Genomic DNA, 19,720 nt, shown 5'->3' with positions numbered 1-19,720 from the left:
TATGGAAAACCTCCTCTCCATCATCACCTTCATTCCGGCGGTGGCGGCGGCCATCCTTGCGCTGTTCCTGCGCGGGGATGACGCGGCGGCGCAGCGGAATGCGAAATGGCTGGCCCTGCTGGCCACGACGGCGACCTTCCTCGTCTCGCTTTTCGTGCTGTTCGGGTTCGATCCGAACGACACCGGGTTCCAGTTCGTGGAGGAATACGACTGGATCCTGGGCCTGAAATACAAGATGGGCGTGGACGGGATTTCGATCCTGTTCGTGATGCTGACGACCTTCCTGATGCCGATCACCATTGCGGCCTGCTGGGATGTGCAGCATCGCGTGAAGGAATACATGATCGCCTTCCTTCTGCTGGAAACGCTGATGCTGGGCGTGTTCTGTGCGCTGGACCTTGTGCTGTTCTACCTGTTCTTCGAGGCGGGGCTGATCCCGATGTTCCTGATCATCGGCATCTGGGGCGGGAAGGAGCGCATCTATGCGGCCTTCAAGTTCTTCCTCTACACCTTCCTCGGGTCGGTGCTGATGCTGGTCGCGATGATCGCGATGTATATGGATGCGGGCACGACCGACATCCCGTCGCTGCTGGCGCATAACTTCGGGTCGGAGGACATGCAGGTTCTGGGCGTGCATGTCGTGGGCGGGTTGCAGACGCTGCTGTGGCTGGCCTTCTTCGCCTCTTTCGCGGTGAAGATGCCGATGTGGCCGGTGCATACCTGGCTGCCCGATGCCCATGTGCAGGCCCCGACGGCGGGGTCTGTGGTTCTGGCGGCGATCCTTCTGAAGATGGGCGGCTATGGTTTCCTGCGGTTCAGCCTGCCGATGTTCCCGGTGGCGTCGGACCTGCTGGCGCCGCTGGTTTTGTGGATGTCGGCGATTGCCATTGTCTATACGTCACTGGTCGCGCTGGCCCAGCAGGACATGAAGAAGCTGATCGCCTATTCGTCGGTTGCCCATATGGGCTATGTGACGATGGGGATCTTTTCGGCCAATCAGCAGGGGATCGACGGGGCCATCTTCCAGATGATCAGCCACGGCTTCATCTCCGGCGCGCTGTTCCTGTGCGTGGGGGTCATCTATGACCGGATGCACACGCGCGAGATTGACGCCTATGGCGGGTTGGTGAACCGTATGCCGGCCTATGCGCTGATCTTCATGTTCTTCACCATGGCCAATGTGGGCCTGCCGGGGACGTCCGGTTTCGTGGGCGAGTTCCTGACGCTGATGGGGGTGTTCCAGGTGAATACCTGGGTGGCGGCGGTGGCGACGACAGGGGTGATCCTGTCTGCGGCCTATGCGCTGTGGCTCTATCGGCGGGTGGTCATGGGCGAGCTGGTGAAGGAGGCGTTGAAATCCATCACCGACATGACCCGGCGCGAGCGGGCGATCTTTGCGCCGCTGGTGGCGATGACCCTGATCCTTGGCGTCTATCCGTCTTTGGTGACCGACATCATCGGGCCGAGTGTCGGGGCGCTGATTTCCGATTACCAGGCTGCGCTGCCCGTCGTGGACGGCACGCAACTGGCGCAGAACTGAGGGGACGTTCGAGATGACGCCGCAAGATTTTTCGACCGTCCTGCCCGAGGTGGTGCTGGCCGTCTATGCGATGGCTGCACTGATGTTCGGGGTCTATACGACGAAGGACAAGGCCGCGCCCCTGATTTCCTGGGCGACGGCGGGGCTGTTCCTGGCGCTGGCGCTATGGATCGGTGCGGGCGGGGCGGGGGAGCGGACGGCCTTTGGGGGCATGTTCATCGACGATCCCTTCGCGCGGTTCGCCAAGGTGACGATCCTTGTGTCGGCGGCGGCGGTGCTGATCATGAGCCAGGATTACATGATCCGGCGCGATCTGCTGCGGTTCGAATATCCCATCCTGCTGGCGCTGGCCGTCGTGGGGATGATGATGATGGTGTCGGCGGGCGATCTGATGGCGCTGTATATCGGGCTCGAATTGCAGTCGCTGGCGCTTTATGTCGTGGCCGCCGTGCGACGGGACAGCGTGAAATCGACCGAGGCGGGGTTGAAGTATTTCGTGCTGGGCGCGCTGTCGTCGGGCATCCTGCTTTATGGCGCGTCGCTGACCTATGGCTATGCGGGGACGACGCTGTTCTCGGGCATCCTGTCCACGCTGGAAGAGGGCGCGCCGATCGGCCTGTTGATCGGGCTGGTCTTCATGCTGGCGGGTCTGGCCTTCAAGGTATCGGCCGCGCCCTTCCACATGTGGACGCCGGATGTCTATGAAGGATCGCCGACCCCGGTGACGGCCTTCTTTGCCACGGCGCCGAAGGTGGCGGCGATGGCGCTGCTGGCGCGGCTGTCCTGGGATGCCTTTGGCGCGATTCCGGGGGACTGGACGCAGGTTCTGGCGGCGCTGGCGGTGATGTCGATGTTCCTGGGGGCCGTGGCGGCCATCGGGCAGCGCGACATCAAGCGTCTGATGGCCTATTCGTCGATCGCCCATATGGGCTATGCGCTGGTGGGTCTGGCGGCAGGCACGGCGGAAGGCGTGCAGGCCATGCTGATCTACATGGCGATCTATGTGACGATGAATGTGGGCACCTTTGCCTTCATCCTGTCGATGGAGAAGGACGGGCGTCCGGTTACCAGCATCGACAGCCTGAACATGTTTTCCAAGAAGGAGCCGATGAAGGCGCTGGCGATGCTGGTGCTGATGTTCAGCCTTGCGGGCGTGCCGCCGATGGTGGGCTTTTTCGGGAAGTTCTACGTGTTGCAGGCGGCGGTCGATGCCGGGATGACATGGCTGGCGCTGGCCGGGGCGGTGGCGTCGGTGATCGGGGCCTTCTACTATCTGCGCATCGTCTTCTTCATGTATTTCGGCAAGGAGACGGAGGGCGTGGAATCCCGCATGGCGCCTGCGCAATGGGCGATGCTGGTGGCGGTGTCGGTCATCATGGTGGCGGGCATCGTGAACCTGTTCGGGATCGAGCCCGTGGCCGCCGTCGCGGCGGAAGCCCTTGTCAGATAAGGTGTCAGGCGAGCCCTGGCCGGAGGGGGTGGGTCGCCGCCTTCTCGACACGGTGGACAGCACCAATGCCGAAGCCTTCCGGCTGGCCCCGCAGAGCGCGGGGCCTTGCTGGATTCTGGGCGGCGAGCAGACGGCGGGCCGGGGGCGGCGGGCGCGGGCCTGGGCCAGCCCGCGGGGGAATTTCCACGGCACGCTGCTTTTGCATCCCACGGAGCCTGCGGCGCAGGTGGCGCTGCGGTCCTTTGCGGCGGCGCTGGCGCTGCGCGAGGCCTTTGTCGCCGTGACGGGGCTGGGGGCGGCCTTCACCCTGAAATGGCCCAATGACGTGCTGCTGAACGGCGGCAAGGTGGCGGGCATCCTGCTGGAGAGCAGCGGGGCCGGGCAGGGGGTGCAGCATCTGGCCATCGGGATCGGGGTGAATCTGATCGCGGCGCCCGATCCTGCGCTGGTGGAGGCGGGGGCGGTGCGGCCTGTGTCGCTGCTGTCGGAAACGGGGGTGCGGGTGACGCCGGAGGCGTTTCTGGAGGTGCTGGCCCCGGCCTATGCCCGGTGGGAGGCGTCTTTCGTCACCGAGGGTTTCGCGCCCTTGCGTGCCGAATGGCTGGCCCATGCGGCGCGGCTGGGGGAGGCGATCCGGGCGCGGACCGGAACCGAGACGCGCGAAGGGATATTCGAGACGATCGACGACAGTGGCGCGCTGATCCTGCGCCAGAGCCGGGGTTCCGTCGCCATTCCGGCGGCGGAGGTTTTCTTCTGACAGGGGGGAAGGGATGCTCCTCACCATCGACTGCGGGAACACGAATACGGTCTTTTCGATCTGGGACGGGACGCGGTTCATCGCGACCTGGCGGATCGCCACGGATCACAAGCGGACGGCGGATGAGTATTTCGTCTGGCTGTCTTCGCTGATGATGCTGACGAAGACCGAGGCCACCATCACCGATGCCATCATCTCGTCCACCGTGCCGCGGGTGGTGTTCAATCTGCGGGTGCTGTGCAACCGCTATTTCGACTGCCGCCCGCTGGTGGTGGGCAAGCCGGAATGCCGCCTGCCGGTGCCGCCGCGCGTGGATCAGGGGACGACGGTGGGGCCGGACCGTCTGGTCAACACTGTGGGCGCGCATGACCGGCATGGCGGCGACCTGATCGTGGTGGATTTCGGCACGGCCACGACCTTTGACGTGGTGGACAGTGACGGGGCCTATATCGGGGGTGTCATCGCGCCGGGGGTGAACCTGTCGCTGGAGGCGCTGCACATGGCCGCCGCCGCCCTGCCGCATGTGGATGTGAGCCGTCCGGCCAAGGCCATCGGCACGAATACGGTGGCCTGCATGCAATCGGGCGTGTACTGGGGCTATATCGGGCTGGTCGAAGGGATCGTGCGCGAAGTGCGCAAGGAACGCGACCGCGAGATGAAGGTGATTGCGACGGGGGGCCTTGCCTCCCTTTTCGCGCAGGATACCGCGCTATTTGACAGCGTCGAGGATGATCTGACCATGCATGGTCTGATGCTCATCGACGCATACAACAAGGAATTGGAACGCGCATGACTGTGAACCGGCTGATCTACCTTCCCCTCGGCGGTGCCGGGGAGATCGGGATGAACGCCTATGTCTATGGCTATGGGCCTGCGAACAAGGAACGGCTGATCCTTGTCGATATCGGGGTGACCTTTCCGGACATGGACTCGACCCCGGGGGTGGACCTGATCCTGCCGGATGTGACCTGGCTGGAAGAGAATATCGACCGGCTGGAGGCGATCTTCATCACCCATGCGCATGAGGACCATATCGGTGCGCTGGGGCATCTGTGGCCAAGGTTGCAGAAGCCCGTCTATGCGCGGCGTTTCACCGCGACGGTGGGACGGCTGAAATTCGACGAGCAGGGACTGCCCGTCGAGGCGATCAATATCGTGGAGGCGCGGCCCGAGACGGTGGAGGTGGGGCCGTTCAAGGTGCAATTCGTGCCGGTGAGCCATTCGATCCCGGAAAGCGCGGCCCTGATCATCGACACGCCGGCGGGGCGGGTGGTGCATTCGGGCGATTTCAAGCTGGACCCGAGCCCGGTGGTGGGCGAGGCCTGGGATGATGCGCGTTTTGCCGAGATCGCAAAGGAGCGGCCGGTGAAGGCGCTTATGTGCGATTCCACCAATGTCTTTTCGCTGCATCCCGGACGGTCGGAAAGTTCGATCCGCGAGCCGATCCGCGATCTGGTGGCAAGCCGGGGCGGGCTGGTGGTGGCGACGACCTTCGCGTCGAACGTGGCGCGGCTGAAGACGCTGGCCGAGGCCGCGAAGGCCGCCGACCGGTCGGTCTGCCTGATGGGGCGGGCGATGAAGCGGATGGTGACGGCGGCAGAGCAATCCGGCGTGCTGACGGATTTTCCCCGGACCGTCAGCCCGGAAGATGCGGCGGATATCCCGCGCGGCAACCTGATGCTGATCGTGACGGGATCGCAGGGCGAGCGGCGCGCGGCTTCGGCGCAACTGTCGCGCGGCAAGTATCTGGGAATGGAGATGAAGGCGGGGGACCTGTTCCTGTTCTCGTCCAAGACGATCCCCGGAAACGAGCGCGAAGTGCTGCGCATCGTGAACAACTTCTCGGAAATGGGCGTCGATGTGATGGATGACGGGGGCGGGAAATACCACGTCTCGGGCCATGCGAACCGACCCGATCTGGAGCAGGTGCATCGGCTGCTGCTGCCCGACATGCTGATCCCGATGCATGGTGAGCATCGGCATCTGCGCGAACATGCGCGGATCGGGGCCGAGGCGGGCATCGCCACGGCGGTGGTCACGAATGGCATGATCGTCGATCTGACGGGCGAGACGCCGGTGACGGTGGGGCATGTGGAGACCGGGCGGCTTTATCTGGACGGCACGGCCATCGTGGGCGCGCTGGACGGGGTGATCCGCGACCGTATCCGCATGGCGCTGAACGGGCATGTGATGGTGACGGTCATCCTGGACGATGACAACGAGGTGCTGGGAGAGGCCTGGGTCGAGGCGATGGGCCTGCCCGAGAAGGGCCGGTCGGGCGTGCTGGCCGAGGTGATCGAGGGGGAGTTGAACGACTTCCTCGACGGGGCCGGGCGCAAGATCCTGTCGGATGACGACAAGCTGGACGAGGCGCTGCGGCGCATCGTGCGGCAGGTGGGGATGGAAGAGATCGGCAAGAAGCCGGAAGTGACGGTTGTGGTCAGCCGGTTGATGGCGGAGTAACCGCCGTTGCGGCAAAGCGAAAGGCCGGTCCCTTGCGGGGCCGGCCTTTCGCGTTCCGCATCGGCAGGGGGCGAAGATTTTTCGTACGAAAAATCTTCGCGGACGGCTTAGCCGTCCGTGCCGTTGGCGGGGCTGTCCTCTTCCGCCTCATCCGTCGACGGGGTGGCGATCTTGAAGCTGCGCAGGATGAAATCCGGCACATGGTCGCCCATGCCGATGACCGGCGGACCGGACCGGTCGTCACGGTCGCGGTCGCGGTAACGGTCGCGGCGGTCATCCCGGCGATCATCGCGACGGTCGTCGCGGCGGGGGCGATCGTCGCGGCGCGGCGGCGGGGCGGCGGCTTCGACAAGGTCCACGATCTCGGCGGTTTCGATTACCGGTTCCTCGCGGCGTTCACGCGCGGCGCGGTCTTCGCGGGCGGGACGGTCTTCACGCGGGGCGCGGTCTTCGCGCGGGCCACGCTCGCGGCCACGGCCGCGGCCGCCACGGTCTCCACGTTCGCCGCTGCGTCCGCCACGATCTTCGCGCGGCCGGTCGGAGCCTTCGGCGGCGAGGTCCAGCCCTTCGGGCAGATCGCCGCGCGGGATCGCCTGTTTCACGAGGGACTCGATGGCGGAAAGATACTTGTCATCCGAGGGAACGGCGATGGTGAAGGCCTTGCCCTGACGGCCAGCCCGGCCGGTGCGGCCGATGCGGTGGACGTAATCCTCGGGGTGGGAGGGGACGTCGAAGTTGAAGACATGGCTGACGGCGGGGATGTCGAGGCCGCGGGCCGCCACATCGGAGGCCACCAGAAGATGCAGCGTGCCGTCGCGGAATTCATCGAGCGTCCGCATCCGCTGTGACTGTTCGAGGTCGCCATGGATGGGCGCGGCGTTGAAGCCGTGGGATTTCAGCGATTTCGCCACCACGTCCACATCCATCTTGCGGTTGCAGAAGATGATGGCGTTGGTGCAGCTTTCGCCTTCGGCGCGGATCAGCGCGCGCAGGACGGCGCGCTTTTCGGTGAAGCTGCGATCCTTGCGGGTCGGTTGGAACTGGATCAGCTTCTGTTCGATGGTGGCCGAGGTGGTGGACTGGCGCGCCACTTCGATCTTGGCCGGGTTCGACAGGAAGGTGTTGGTGATCCGCTCGATCTCGGGCGCCATGGTGGCGCTGAAGAACAGGGTCTGGCGGGTGAAGGGGGTAAGCTGGAAGATGCGTTCGATATCGGGGATGAAACCCATGTCGAGCATGCGGTCGGCTTCGTCCACCACCATGATCTGCACGCCGGTCAGAAGAAGCTTGCCGCGTTCGAAATGATCGAGCAGGCGGCCGGGCGTGGCGATGAGCACATCGACGCCGCGGTCGATCAGCTTGTCCTGTTCGCCGAAGGAGACGCCGCCGATGAGCAGCGCCTTGGTCAGCTTGGTATGCTTGGCGTAGATGTCGAAGTTTTCGGCCACCTGGGCGGCGAGTTCGCGGGTCGGTGCGAGGACGAGCGAGCGCGGCATCCGGGCGCGGGCGCGGCCCTGGCCGAGCAGGGTGATCATCGGCAGGGTGAAGCTGGCGGTCTTGCCCGTGCCGGTCTGGGCGATCCCGAGGACGTCGCGGCCTTGCAGCGCGTGGGGAATGGCCTGGGCCTGGATGGGGGTGGGGGTTTCATAGCCCGCTTCTGCGATGGCCTGAAGTACGCGCGGATCGAGCGCGAGGTCGGAGAATTTGGTCATAAGCGTCCTTAAGATGCGGGATCGGCCCGCATGGGTGAAGGGACGCTGCTGTCCGGGCGCCCCGGCGTCGGTGTCGGCCCCTAAGGCCTGACAGGCACATAGAGGAAATATGTGCATGGGTCAAGGATTGGGCAGAAATCGCCGTCAGACACCTGAATGTTGCCTAAACTCCGGATACAGCCGGGGGGGCTGCACCTCCGGTCGCATGGCGCGCGCCTGAGGATGCGCGCAGGATGGCGCCAGAGCGGGGCGGCCTGTCGCCTTCGCTGCCCGGGAACGGAGGGACCGATGTCCTTTGAGCGTATGGTGAAAAGCGTGCATTCCTGGCTGGGGGTGCTGATCCTTCCCTGGGTGGTGGCGATCGGTTTCACCGGGCTTTACATGAACCATGACGAGCTGGTCCTGTCGCTGTTTCCGACGGAGCATTACGACACGGCGGGTTTCGATGCCTCGCCCCTGGCCGCGCCGCGCGACGAGGCCGCGGCAGAGGCGATTGCCCTGCGGATCGCGCCGGGGGCGGATCTGTTCCTTGATGACGGGGAGGACCGGTTCCGCCATCGCGACGTCTTTACCTTCGATGCCGGGGACTATGACGTGATCGTGGATCGGGCGACGGGCTTTGCCTGGACCGACAGCCGCTATGTGACGCGGACCTATGCGCCGGATGGAGAGTGGCTGCATACGCGCCTTCGCTGGTCGCGGGTGCTGTCGTCGATCCATGAGCGGGGCTGGGTGGGGACGACCTTCGGCACCTGGCTTGCGGATATCACGGCCGGGGCGCTGGTGGTGTTCGGGCTGTCGGGGCTGGTGCTTTTCGTCATGCCGCGGCTGCGCCGCGTGAAGAACCGCCGCGCGAAGGCGGCGATGCTGAAGCAGGTGCAAGCGCGGGGGTGACGGAGGCCGCCGCCGATCAGACCATCATTTCCTTGGTCGCGGTGAGGCGAAGGTCGGGGTAATCCCGTTCCACGCGGTCGATGTCCCATTTCAGGCGTGTCAGATAGACCATGTCGCCGTCATTGTCGGTGGCGATATGGCCCTTGTTGACATTGACGAAACGCTCCACCTCGGCCTTGGGGCCGGAGACCCAGCGGGCGGAGGTGAATTGCGAGGGTTCGAAGCGAACGGGGAGGGAGTATTCCTGTTCGATGCGAGAGGCCAGCACTTCGAATTGCAGGGCGCCGACGACGCCCACGATGAAGCCCGACCCGATCATCGGCTTGAAGACCTTGGCGGCGCCTTCCTCGGCGAATTGCATCAGGGCCTTTTCCAGATGCTTGGCCTTCATCGGATCGCCCGCCCGCACGCCTTGAAGCAGTTCCGGTGCGAAGGAGGGGATGCCGGTGAAATGCAGCGCCTCGCCTTCGGTCAGGGCATCGCCGATGCGGAGCTGGCCGTGGTTCGGGATGCCGATGATGTCGCCGGCCCAGGCCTCTTCCGCCAGTTCGCGGTCGGCGGCGAGGAAGAGGACGGGGTTGGAAACGGCCATGGGTTTCTTGGACCGGACATGCAGGAGTTTCATGCCGCGTTCGAAATGGCCCGAGGCGAGGCGGACGAAGGCGACGCGGTCGCGGTGCTTGGGGTCCATATTGGCCTGCACCTTGAAGACGAAGCCGGTCACCGGGCCTTCATCGGCGGAGATATGGCGTTCGGCGGCCTTCTGGGGCTGCGGCGTGGGGCCGTATTCGCCCATGCCATCCATGAGTTCCTTGACGCCGAAGGAGTTGATGGCCGAGCCGAACCAGATGGGCGTCATGGAGCCGTTGAGGAAGCTCGCCCGGTCGAAGGCGGGCAGGAGTTCGCGCGCCATCTCTACCTCTTCGCGCAGTTTGGCGAGGAGGTCGGCGGGGATGTGATCGGCGAGCTTGGGGTCATCGAGCCCTTCGATCTTGACGGACTCTGCCACGCGGTTGCGGTCGGCGCGGTCCATGATCTCCAGCTGGTCATGCAGGAGGTCATAGGCGCCGATGAAGTCGCGCCCCATGCCGATGGGCCAGGAGGCGGGGGTCACGTCGATGGCGAGGTTCTGCTGGATTTCGTCGATGATGTCGAAGGTGTCGCGCGACTCGCGGTCCATCTTGTTGCAGAAGGTCAGGATGGGCAGGTCGCGCAGGCGGCAGACCTCGAAAAGCTTCTGGGTCTGGGATTCCACGCCCTTGGCGCCGTCGATCACCATGATCGCGGCATCGACGGCGGTCAGGGTGCGGTAGGTGTCTTCGGAAAAGTCCGAGTGGCCGGGCGTATCCACCAGATTGAAGCGGTAGTCGCGATAGTCGAAGGACATCGCCGAGGCCGAGACGGAGATACCGCGTTCCTGTTCCATCTTCATGAAGTCAGAGCGCGTGCGCCGCGCCTCGCCCTTGGCACGGACCTGGCCCGCCATCTGGATCGCGCCCCCGAAGAGGAGGAACTTTTCGGTGAGCGTGGTCTTGCCGGCGTCGGGATGCGAGATGATCGCGAAGGTCCGGCGGCGGGCGATTTCGGGCGGAAGGGTGGGGCGGTTGTCCAGCATGGCGGGCATGTAGCGGAAAGCGGGCCTGCCGTCCACTGGGCAGGCGGGTTGCTGGGGCAGGCGGGTTGTAGGTCAGGCGGGTTGCAGGGGCAGGCAGTGGCGGTTACGCCTTGGGGGACAAAGGCAAGGGAGACCGGGATGGATCTGGGCATCAGGGGCAAGCGGGCGCTGGTCTGCGCGTCGAGCAAGGGGTTGGGTCGGGGCTGCGCCGAGGCGTTGGCGGAAGCGGGGGTGGACCTCGTGCTGAATGCGCGGGGGGGCGAGGCGCTGGAAGCGACGGCGGCGGCGATCCGGGCGCGGCACAATGTGAATGTGGTGGCGGTGGCGGCCGACATCACCACCGATGCCGGGCGCGAGACCGTGTTGGAGGCGGCGGGGGCGGTTGATATCCTGGTCACCAATGCGGGCGGCCCGCCGCCGGGGATGTGGTCGGACTGGACGCGGGAGGATTTCATCCGCGCGCTGGATGCCAATATGCTCACGCCCATCGCGTTGATGAAGGCGCTGCTGCCGGGGATGATCGGGCAGGGCTGGGGACGGGTGGTCAACATCACCTCGCAATCGGTGAAGGCTCCGATCGCGGTTCTGGGACTGTCCAATTCGGCCCGTGCAGGGCTGACGGGCTATGTCGCGGGCACGTCGCGGCAGGTTGCGCCGCATGGGGTGAACATCAACAACCTTCTGCCGGGGATCCATGACACGGATCGGGCCGTGTCCCTGGACAAGGGGGTGATGACGGCGGAAGGGGTGACGATGGAAGAGGCCCGCGCCCGGCGCGCGGCGACGATTCCCGCGCGGCGCTATGGCGATCCGGCGCATTTCGGCGCGGCCTGCGCCTTTCTGTGTTCGCAGCAGGCGGCCTTCATCGTGGGTCAGAACATCCTGCTGGATGGCGGGCAGACGCTGGCGACGCTGTAAGGGATGAAATGGCGGCGCGCGGGTCTTGCGCGCGCCCCGCGCGTCGTATAGGTCAACCATGCTCTCGGCGGGTTGGCGGAGAGGTTACGCAGCGGATTGCAAATCCGTGAAGACCGGTTCGATTCCGGTACCCGCCTCCAGAGCAGAACCATCCCACCTTTTTTCTGGACCGCCCATGGGGCAGCCGACCCGGCGCCGCGTGAAGGGCTAATGAATGCGGCGGCGGATCGGGCGCGGGGTTTCGGCGTGGAGCGCGCCATCTGGCCCTACAGAGCGGCATGGGGCAGGAACGGACCGCGACGGATCGAGGGAGCGGCTGGGCGCGGAACTGTTCATCCGTTGCAGTTCCAGCACGACTTCCAGCCTGTTTCGCACATCGAATTTGCGCATGATCTGGTTCATGTAGAACTTCACCGTCTTGTAGGAAATGCTCAGCTTGACGGCGATTTCCTTGTTGGACGCCCCGTTGAGCAGTTCATGCGCCACCTGATTTTCCCGCGAACTCAGCGCCACGGAGGCAAGCTTCTGCCGTCTTTGCTTTTCGAGTTCCTTTTCCTGCGTGATGCTTGTCGCCAAAGGCGGGGAGATGAATTCCTGCCCTGACAGGATTGTCTCGATCGCGGCGGCAAGGTCGTCGGTTGAACTGCCCTTGAGGACGAAGCCGTCGGCTCCGGCCTTCATGACTTGCAGGCAGGTCCTCGGGGAGGTGGCTTCGGTGAAGATCATGATCTTGAGGTCGGGTCGTTCGGCGCGGATGCGGCGTATCCCTTCAAGCTCTTCGCCCATCAGGTTCAGATCGGTGACAAGGATTTCGCATTTCACCTCACGCACGAGGCGGAGCGCTTCCTCTGCTGTCGCGCCAGTTTCCACAATGCGGTAGTGAGGCCGGGTGCGAAAGAGGGCGGCGAGACCGGAGAGGATGATCGGATGGTCGTCGACAAGCACGAAGTTCGGCATTTCAGTCTCACATTCACTGCCGGAAGGGCGAACCCGGCCACGCCTCTTGGTTGAGTTGCGACGAAACCGGCCGCCTGTTGCGAACGGGAATGAGTTACATTCGCAATTCCGTGCTGTCGCGACAAACAGCGATGGTCCGACATATCGTGCGTCACCAGTCTTAGACCGGATCAGACTTAGGTTAGGGGAGGGGGCAGCTGGGAAGGCCTTGTCACGGCACTGTCCAGCCAGAAAGAAGGTGATGGAGCTGCCCTCGGTGGCCCTTGGGCGGGGACCGGACGGCGAGGCCGTGTCTGGTGATCGCAGGCCCGCGAGGCGCGTGGTCGCGCGTGAGGCTGCCCCGACATGCCTGAAAAGACAGGAACTTCAGGGTTTTGCGACGGCGCGGTCCGGGCCATGGGAGGCGTTCCGCTGGGCGCGCGCGATGTCGGCCCCCCTCTAACCTAGGTCTGATCCCGCCTTGGACTGCTGACGCACGATACGTTGGACCATCGACGTTTGTAGGGGCATCCCCAACTTGCGAATGTAAATCATTCCGGTTCGCACCGTGCCGCCGGCTTCATTGCAATTCAGGAAAGAGGCGTACGCCATGGTTACTGTTAATAGGAATGACCTCGAATTCATCCTTCAGCAGATCAAGATCGCTGAGGCCGATGCGCGCGGCGAGCAGATCCTGGGGACCTATCTTCCGACTTCGGAACTCCCCTGGGGTCTGCGGCGCGTGGATGGCAGCAACAACAACCTCGGGACCGGGCAGGGCACCTATGGGTCGGCCGGGCAGGAATTTCCCCGTGCGACGACACCGACCTGGGTCAACGAGGGCGATGACGGGATGCGCTTCGGTCCGCCGATCCTCGGGCCCGATTTCCAGCCGGTCGATTTCGGCTTCCCGGGCGTTCCGGCGGGCTATATCCCGCTGAACAACGGGCTTGGCCCGGACGGGAGCGATCTTCCCGCGACCTATCTGAACAACAACGACTATGCGATCCGCTTTCCGAATGACCCGACGCTGGGGCCGCGTGCCATCCAGGCCGGCGATGTCGTCGATGCCGATCCGCGGATCATTTCCAACCTGATCGTCGATCAGACGATGAACAACCCGGCGGTCCTGATTTCGGCCTTCCAGGTGGCGGGCAGCGAAGATCCCTATACCGATGCGGCCGCCATCCAGGAACTGTTCTCGGCCTACAAGCAGGCTGTCGAGCTTGGCGATGCGACCAATGCCGCGACCCTGGAAGCGGATATCATGTCCGCGCTGGACACGGCGGGATTGGCCTATGAGGCGAGCACCTCCGGCGATCTGGCCAAACTGACGATCGTCGTGCCGAACGTCGCGCCGGATGAGGGGCTGTCTGCCCCCTTCAACTCGTGGATGACGATCTTCGGCCAGTTCTTCGACCATGGCCTCGATCTGGTGCAGAAGGGCGGTTTCGGGACGGTCTATATCCCGCTCCAGCCGGATGACCCGCTTTACAACCCGTTGACGCCGAACACCAATTTCATGGTGGTGACGCGTGCGACGCTGACCGAGAACGGGGAAGCGGTGAACAAGGTCACGCCCTTCGTCGATCAGAACCAGACCTATACCTCGCATCCGTCGCATCAGGCCTTCCTGCGTGAATACGACGTTGTTGACGGCGTGCTGGTTTCGACCGGGCGGCTGCTGAACGGGAACACCGAGTCCGGTGGCGGGATGGCGACCTGGGCCGATGTGAAGGCGCAGGCATTGAACCTTTTCGGGATCCGGCTGGACGACATGAACGTCCATTCCGTGCCGCTGCTGGCCACTGATCCCTATGGCAACTTCATTCCGGGGGCGAATGGTCTGCCGCAGATCGTCAAGATCGTGGATGGTCAGCGGGTTCTGATCGAAGGCAACCTTGCCGAACCCGTGGACACGGTGGGTGCGGTTTCTGCCGGCGTGGCCTTCCTTGACGACATCGCCCATAACGCGAACCCGGATGCGGGCGAAACCGCGGATGGCAACACTGAATTCAGCGTGGCGTCGGACCGTCAGGAAGCAGGCACCTATGACGACGAGTTGCTTGACCGGCACTACATCGCCGGCGACGGCCGTGCCAACGAGAACATCGCCCTGACCGCGGTGCACCATGTGTTCCATTCCGAGCACAACCGTCAGGTCGAGCTGATGAAGGATATCCTTCTTGCCGATGCGCAGGCCATTCTTGATGGCACGGGCGACATCGTCGCTGCGACGACCTTCCTGAACGAATGGCTGGCCACGCCGCTGAGCGCGGCAGGGGACCTGGCTGCGGCCACGATCGAGTCGCTTGCCTGGAACGGGGCGCGGCTGTTCCAGTCGGCCAAGTTCGTCACCGAGATGCAGTATCAGCACCTCGTCTTTGAAGAGTTCGCCCGGAAGGTGCAGCCCTTCGTGAACGTCTTCGTCAACTATGACGGCGAGCTTGACCCCGCCATCCTTGGCGAATTCGCCCATACCGTCTATCGCTTTGGCCATTCCATGCTGAATGAAAGCGTGGACCGCTATGATGCGGACTACAATCCGGACCATATCGACCTGATCTCGGCCTTCCTGAACCCGGTTGAGTTCGCAACCAGCGGGATTGATGCCGAAGAAGCGGCTGGCGCCCTGGCGCGCGGCATGACTCGCCAGCGCGGCAACGAGATCGACGAATTCGTGACCGAAGCCCTGCGCAACAACCTTGTCGGCCTGCCTCTTGACCTTGCGGCGATCAACATCGCCCGTGGCCGCGAAACTGGCGTGCCGTCGCTGAACGAGGCGCGGAAGCAGTTCTTTGCAGGGTCGCAGGACAGCCAGATCAAGCCCTATGAAAGCTGGTTCGACTTCGCGCTGAACCTGAAGAACCCGGTCTCGATCATCAACTTCATCGCGGCCTATGGCACCCATGAGACCATCCTCGCCGCGACGACCCTGGAAGCGAAGCGGGAGGCGGCAGCCAACATCGTCTTCGCAAGCGATGCCTCGCCCGTTGACCGGCTCGAATTCCTGAATGCGACGGGGGACTGGGCCGGGGGAAGCCTCGGCGGCCTGAACAACGTGGACTTCTGGATCGGTGGTCTGGCCGAGAAGAAGATGGTCTTCGGCGGGATGCTGGGATCGACCTTCAACTTCGTCTTCGAGGTGCAGCTTGAGGCGCTTCAGGATGCGGACCGGTTCTACTACCTGAACCGCCTTGCGAACCTGAACCTGACGGCACAGTTGGAAAACAACAAGTTCTCCGACATGATCCACCGGAACACGACCGCGACGCACCTTCCGGGCGATGTCTTCTCGACCCCCGACTTCTACATCGAGGTCGATCAGACGAAGCAGTTCAATGCCGGGCTTGGCAGCGCGGACCCGACGGGGGGGGGCGATCTCATCCTTCAGTCGATCCTGCCCAAGGTCATCCGTCGCGATACGGACGGCGATGGAACCTTGGACTATGTCCGCTTTACCGGGGCCGAACATGTGGTGTTGGGCGGCACCGAGGGCGACGACATCCTGATCGGCGGCAAGGGCGACGACACCTTCTGGGGTGACGGTGGCAATGACCGCATGGAAGGCGGCGAAGGCAATGACTTCCACTTCGGCGGTGCAGGCAACGACATCATCACGGACGAGTTCGGCGATGATGAAGTCCGCTCCGGCGCAGGCGATGACGTGGTGAATGCGGGTCAGGGCTTCAACCTGATCATCACCGACACGGGCAAGGACTTTGTCTGGGGCGGCCCCGACTTCGACGAAATGCTGCTGGGTCAGGACGATGACTTTGGCCATGGCAGCGTCGGCGGCGGCATGATCATGGGCGGCGAAGGCAATGACTGGCTGGAAGCCGGTGGAGCCAACAACCTGCTGCTGGGCGACAATGGCGACCTCGTGCAGGGCCTGCCGGTCAAGCGCAGCGTGGACAGCCCGATTGTCGGCCATGACGTCCTGATCGGCGGCAGCGGCAATGACGACTTCGACGCCGAAACCGGCGACGACATCATGATCAGCGGCAGCGGCACCAACAAGTACTTCGGTCAGCTTGGGTTCGACTGGGCCAGCCATGCCAATACGCCGGAAGGTGTGCTGGCCGACATGATGAACCGGCTCTTCGCTCCGCCTGCCGTGGCTGCCTCTCCGGCGACGGTTCTTGACCGCTACTCGCAAACCGAGGCGCTGTCGGGTTCGGCGAATTCCGATATCCTGCGGGGCGACGACCAGACCGATCTGACGGCGGATCATGCGCTGATGGACATCAACGTCCAGCTTGTGAACGGGCTGGATGCCTTCCTGACCAATGTCAATGAGGCTGGCGAAATCCGCTTCAGCTCGGGCAATATCATCCTGGGTGGCCGCGGCAGCGACATCATCGAAGGCCGGGGCGGCAATGACCTGATCGACGGTGACCGCTATATCAACGCCAAGATCCTGGTGACGCCCAGCGACGGCTCTCCGTCCTACTTCGTGTCGGGCATGTCGGCGATCAAGGACAAGATGTTCACCGGCGAGATCAAGGCGAGCGAGCTGAGCATCTATCGGGAAATCGCGAATGGTCAGCAGGTCGGCGACGTGGACGTGGCCGAGTATTCGGGCAATCTGGCCGATTACACGGTGGAAGGCTTCAACGAACTGACCGGCGTGGCCACCGATACGGATGGCGACGGCTGGATCACGATCACCGACACGCGTGCCGGTGGCACGGATGGCGTGGACCGCGTGAAGAACATCGAACGCGTCCTCTTTGCCGATGGCACGATCAAGATCGCGGAGCATGAAAACTCCATCGCCGAGGGCCGGGTTTCGGTTACCGCCAATGGTGCGCCGGTCCTGAATGGTGCGCCTGTCGGGGTGGCGGGTCAGGTGCTGGTGGCTTCGACGGCCCTGGTCACGGACCGCGACAACCGGACGGTGGAAAATCCGACAGGCGCCATCGCGGCCGGGGTCGAGTTCACCTGGCAGGTCGAAACGGCGGCTGGCAGCGGTGTCTTCACCGACATCCTGCGGATCGTGGCGGATGAATTCGCCCCGGTGATCGGCGCGAGCTACACGGTTTCGGCGGCGGAGGAGGGTCTGGCGATCCGTGCGGTTGCGCGGTTCAAGGATGCCGATGGCGTCATCGAGACGGTCTATTCCAACGCCGATGAAGGCGGCAACCCGCCGGTACCGATCCCGGCAACGGGGGCGCCGGTGATCAGCGACACGACGCCGACGGAGAACCAGGTGCTTACCGCCGATCTGACTTCGATCGCGGATGAGAATGGTCTGGGCACCTTTGCCTTCCAGTGGCAATCCTCGACGGATGGCCTGACCTGGACGGATATCGCCGGGGCGACCGCAGCGACCTATCAGCCCTCGCAGGCACAGGTCGGCACGCAGTTGCGGCTGGAAGTCAGCTTTGTCGATGGGTTCGGCACGCTGGAGACGCTCTTCTCTGCGGCGACGACGGCGGTGGTGGACTCCAACGTCGCGCCGACCGGTGCCCTGACGATCAGCGATACCACGCCCCAGACGGGGCAGGTGCTGACCGCAAGCGCGCTGGCCATCGCCGATGCGAACGGCTTCAACCCGGCCACGACGCCGCTGACCTTTGCCTGGGAATCCTCTGCCAATGGCGTGACCTGGACACCGATTGCCGGTGCGACGGCGGCGACCTTCACGCCCCTTGCGGCGCAGGCGGGTCTGCAACTGCGGGCCAAGGTGACCTTCACCGATGGTGAGGGGACAGTCGAAACCGTGACTTCGGCGGCGACGCAGGCTGTGGGGACCACGATCACGACCGGTGTCGGCAGCCAGACCGTGACGGGGACGGCGGGCGATGACGTGATCACGGCCGGGGCTGGCGATGACATTGTCAACGCAGGGGCTGGCGATGATACCATCATCTGGCGCAGTGGAACCGTTGTTGTGGGTCCCACGGATGGTACCGACGTCATCAACGGCGGAACCGAGGGCGCGCTGGGTGACACCTTCCAGATCAACGGCAACGGCTTGCCTGAGACGTTCCGCATCTACACGGCCACGGCCTGGCTCGCGCTGGGTGGCGGACGGACGGTGGCATCGGGCGCAGAAATCGTGATCACCCGTAACGGTGGGCTGACGCCGGGCCAGGCGAACGTCATCGCGCAACTGGCCGAGATCGAAGAGATCGTGATCAACGGCAACGGCAATGTCACGGCCAATGACGGCAACGGCACCCCGAATGGGGGCGCGATTGGCGGCGATACTGTTCAGATCATCGGCGACTTCACGACGACCAGCCTCAACTTCTCGACCATCACGATCAATGGCGATGTCGGGAACGACACGGTGGACATCTCGTCTCTCGGTTCGGCGCACCGGATCGTCTTCCGCTCGGCGGGAGGTGTGGACACGGTGGTCGGCACGCTGCGGCCGCAGGATGTGATCGAGGTTCCGGCGGGCGTGGACCCGGCAAGCTATGTGCCGACGTCCAATGGCAACGGCACCGTGACCATGTCGAACGGCACGCATTCGGTGACCTTCACGGGGTCGATGTCGGCGCTGCCGACGCTGGCTCCGGCATCGGATGACGAAGATTACGATGATGACAATCCGGGTTCGGGCTCCGGCTCCGGCACGGGCGGCGGGACGACGGCGCCGGTTGTCGAGGGTGTGGTGCTGATGCCGGGCTCTTCGGCGGGTGTCATGGTCGGCGATGCGGGCGATGACGTGATCGTCGGCGGCGAGCAGGGCGATGCGCTGCTCGGCAAGGGCGGGGCGGATATCGTGCTGGGCAATGGCGGCAATGATGTCGGCGTCGGCGGCTCGGGTGGCGACACGATCGAAGGCGGCGCAGGGCGCGATGTCCTGCTGGGCGGCGAAGGGGACGATGTGTTCCTGGCGCAGTCCGGCGACGGGGCGGACATGCTCTTTGGCGGGGCGGGCAGCGATACGCTCGACCTATCGGCGCTGACGGAAGCTGCGGTGATCGACCTCGGGGCCTATACGGCGATCGGGACGGCGCGCATCGGCGGCGTGACCGACCATCTGGTCGGCATCGAGAACGCCACCGGCGGGATGGGCAATGACGTGATCAAGGCGTCCCTGTCGATCAACGTGCTGACGGGCGGCGACGGGCAGGATGTCTTCGTCTTCGCCTCGGCCGGCGCGGCGGATGGCGACGTGATCACCGACTTCCAGCCGGGCGACCGGATCGACCTGTCGGGGATCGACGCGATGGTGGGCACGACTGGCAACCAGGCCTTCACGCTGGCCGGCCAGGGCACCACGGCGGCGGGCAGCCTGGTGATCCGCGAAGTGGCGACGGCGGATGGGGTCGATACGATCATCGACGGCTTCACCGACGGCGATGCGGATGCCGACTTCTCGCTCACGCTGCGCGGGGCGCATACCCTCGACAGCTCGTCCTTCTCCTTCTGATGAAACACGCCCCCGGCCGGGATACCGGCCGGGGGCGCAGCGCCG

The 19,720-nt window shown here is 64.4% G+C and carries 11 protein-coding genes and 1 tRNA gene; 9 read left to right on the top strand and 3 right to left on the bottom strand.

Going from position 1 to position 19,720, the window contains the following annotated elements:
• Window position 1: 1 nt before the first annotated feature.
• From C0V75_RS10250 to C0V75_RS10230, 5 genes are read left to right on the top strand one after another with little or no spacing between them, the layout of a single operon-like run.
• Entirely contained in the window at window positions 2-1,540 is a 1,539-nt protein-coding gene (locus tag C0V75_RS10250) for an NADH-quinone oxidoreductase subunit M (RefSeq protein WP_101920857.1), read from the top strand.
• Between the two features lie 13 nt (window positions 1,541-1,553).
• Window positions 1,554-2,990: an NADH-quinone oxidoreductase subunit NuoN gene (nuoN, locus tag C0V75_RS10245; RefSeq protein WP_101920856.1), complete on the top strand. Its 1,437-nt coding sequence runs from the start codon at window positions 1,554-1,556 to the stop codon at window positions 2,988-2,990.
• Window position 2,991: 1 nt separating this feature from the next.
• Window positions 2,992-3,747, top strand: a complete 756-nt coding sequence (locus C0V75_RS10240; protein WP_101920855.1) for a biotin--[acetyl-CoA-carboxylase] ligase — start codon at window positions 2,992-2,994, stop codon at window positions 3,745-3,747.
• Between the two features lie 13 nt (window positions 3,748-3,760).
• Complete coding sequence (locus C0V75_RS10235) at window positions 3,761-4,540, top strand: type III pantothenate kinase (RefSeq protein ID WP_101920854.1); 780 nt, start codon at window positions 3,761-3,763, stop codon at window positions 4,538-4,540.
• Window positions 4,537-6,210 carry a ribonuclease J gene (locus C0V75_RS10230; RefSeq protein WP_101920853.1) on the top strand — a complete coding sequence of 558 codons (1,674 nt, stop codon included), beginning with the start codon at window positions 4,537-4,539 and terminating at the stop codon, window positions 6,208-6,210. The genes C0V75_RS10235 and C0V75_RS10230 overlap by 4 nt, the downstream gene beginning before the upstream one ends.
• Window positions 6,211-6,317: 107 nt before the next feature.
• Here C0V75_RS10230 and C0V75_RS10225 read toward each other — a convergent pair whose 3' ends face one another.
• Window positions 6,318-7,922: a DEAD/DEAH box helicase gene (locus tag C0V75_RS10225; RefSeq protein WP_101920852.1), complete on the bottom strand. Its 1,605-nt coding sequence runs from the start codon at window positions 7,920-7,922 to the stop codon at window positions 6,318-6,320.
• Between the two features lie 288 nt (window positions 7,923-8,210).
• On the opposite strand from C0V75_RS10225, the gene C0V75_RS10220 reads away from it, so the two are divergent.
• A complete protein-coding gene (locus C0V75_RS10220) occupies window positions 8,211-8,816 on the top strand; it encodes a PepSY-associated TM helix domain-containing protein (protein ID WP_101920851.1) in 606 nt (201 codons plus the stop codon).
• Window positions 8,817-8,832: 16 nt separating this feature from the next.
• Here C0V75_RS10220 and C0V75_RS10215 read toward each other — a convergent pair whose 3' ends face one another.
• A complete protein-coding gene (locus tag C0V75_RS10215; RefSeq protein ID WP_101921269.1) occupies window positions 8,833-10,431 on the bottom strand; it encodes a peptide chain release factor 3 in 1,599 nt (532 codons plus the stop codon).
• Window positions 10,432-10,569: 138 nt separating this feature from the next.
• On the opposite strand from C0V75_RS10215, the gene C0V75_RS10210 reads away from it, so the two are divergent.
• Together C0V75_RS10210 and C0V75_RS10205 are read left to right on the top strand one after the other, a co-directional pair.
• A complete protein-coding gene (locus tag C0V75_RS10210) occupies window positions 10,570-11,349 on the top strand; it encodes an SDR family oxidoreductase (RefSeq protein WP_101920850.1) in 780 nt (259 codons plus the stop codon).
• A gap of 66 nt (window positions 11,350-11,415) precedes the next feature.
• Window positions 11,416-11,489, top strand: a tRNA-Cys gene (locus C0V75_RS10205).
• Between the two features lie 67 nt (window positions 11,490-11,556).
• Here the strand turns inward: C0V75_RS10205 and C0V75_RS10200 are convergent.
• Entirely contained in the window at window positions 11,557-12,294 is a 738-nt protein-coding gene (locus C0V75_RS10200) for a response regulator transcription factor (RefSeq protein ID WP_158241822.1), read from the bottom strand.
• A 601-nt stretch (window positions 12,295-12,895) separates the two neighbouring features.
• Between C0V75_RS10200 and C0V75_RS10190 the strand changes: the two genes are divergently transcribed.
• Window positions 12,896-19,675, top strand: a complete 6,780-nt coding sequence (locus C0V75_RS10190; protein WP_101920847.1) for a peroxidase family protein — start codon at window positions 12,896-12,898, stop codon at window positions 19,673-19,675.
• The last annotated feature ends 45 nt before the right edge of the window (window positions 19,676-19,720 follow it).

This window comes from Tabrizicola sp. TH137, assembly GCF_002855575.1.
In the GTDB taxonomy this organism is placed as follows: domain Bacteria; phylum Pseudomonadota; class Alphaproteobacteria; order Rhodobacterales; family Rhodobacteraceae; genus Paragemmobacter.
The sequence above is the reverse complement of the archived record's forward strand: the minus strand, read 5'-3'. Positions and strand labels throughout refer to the sequence as shown.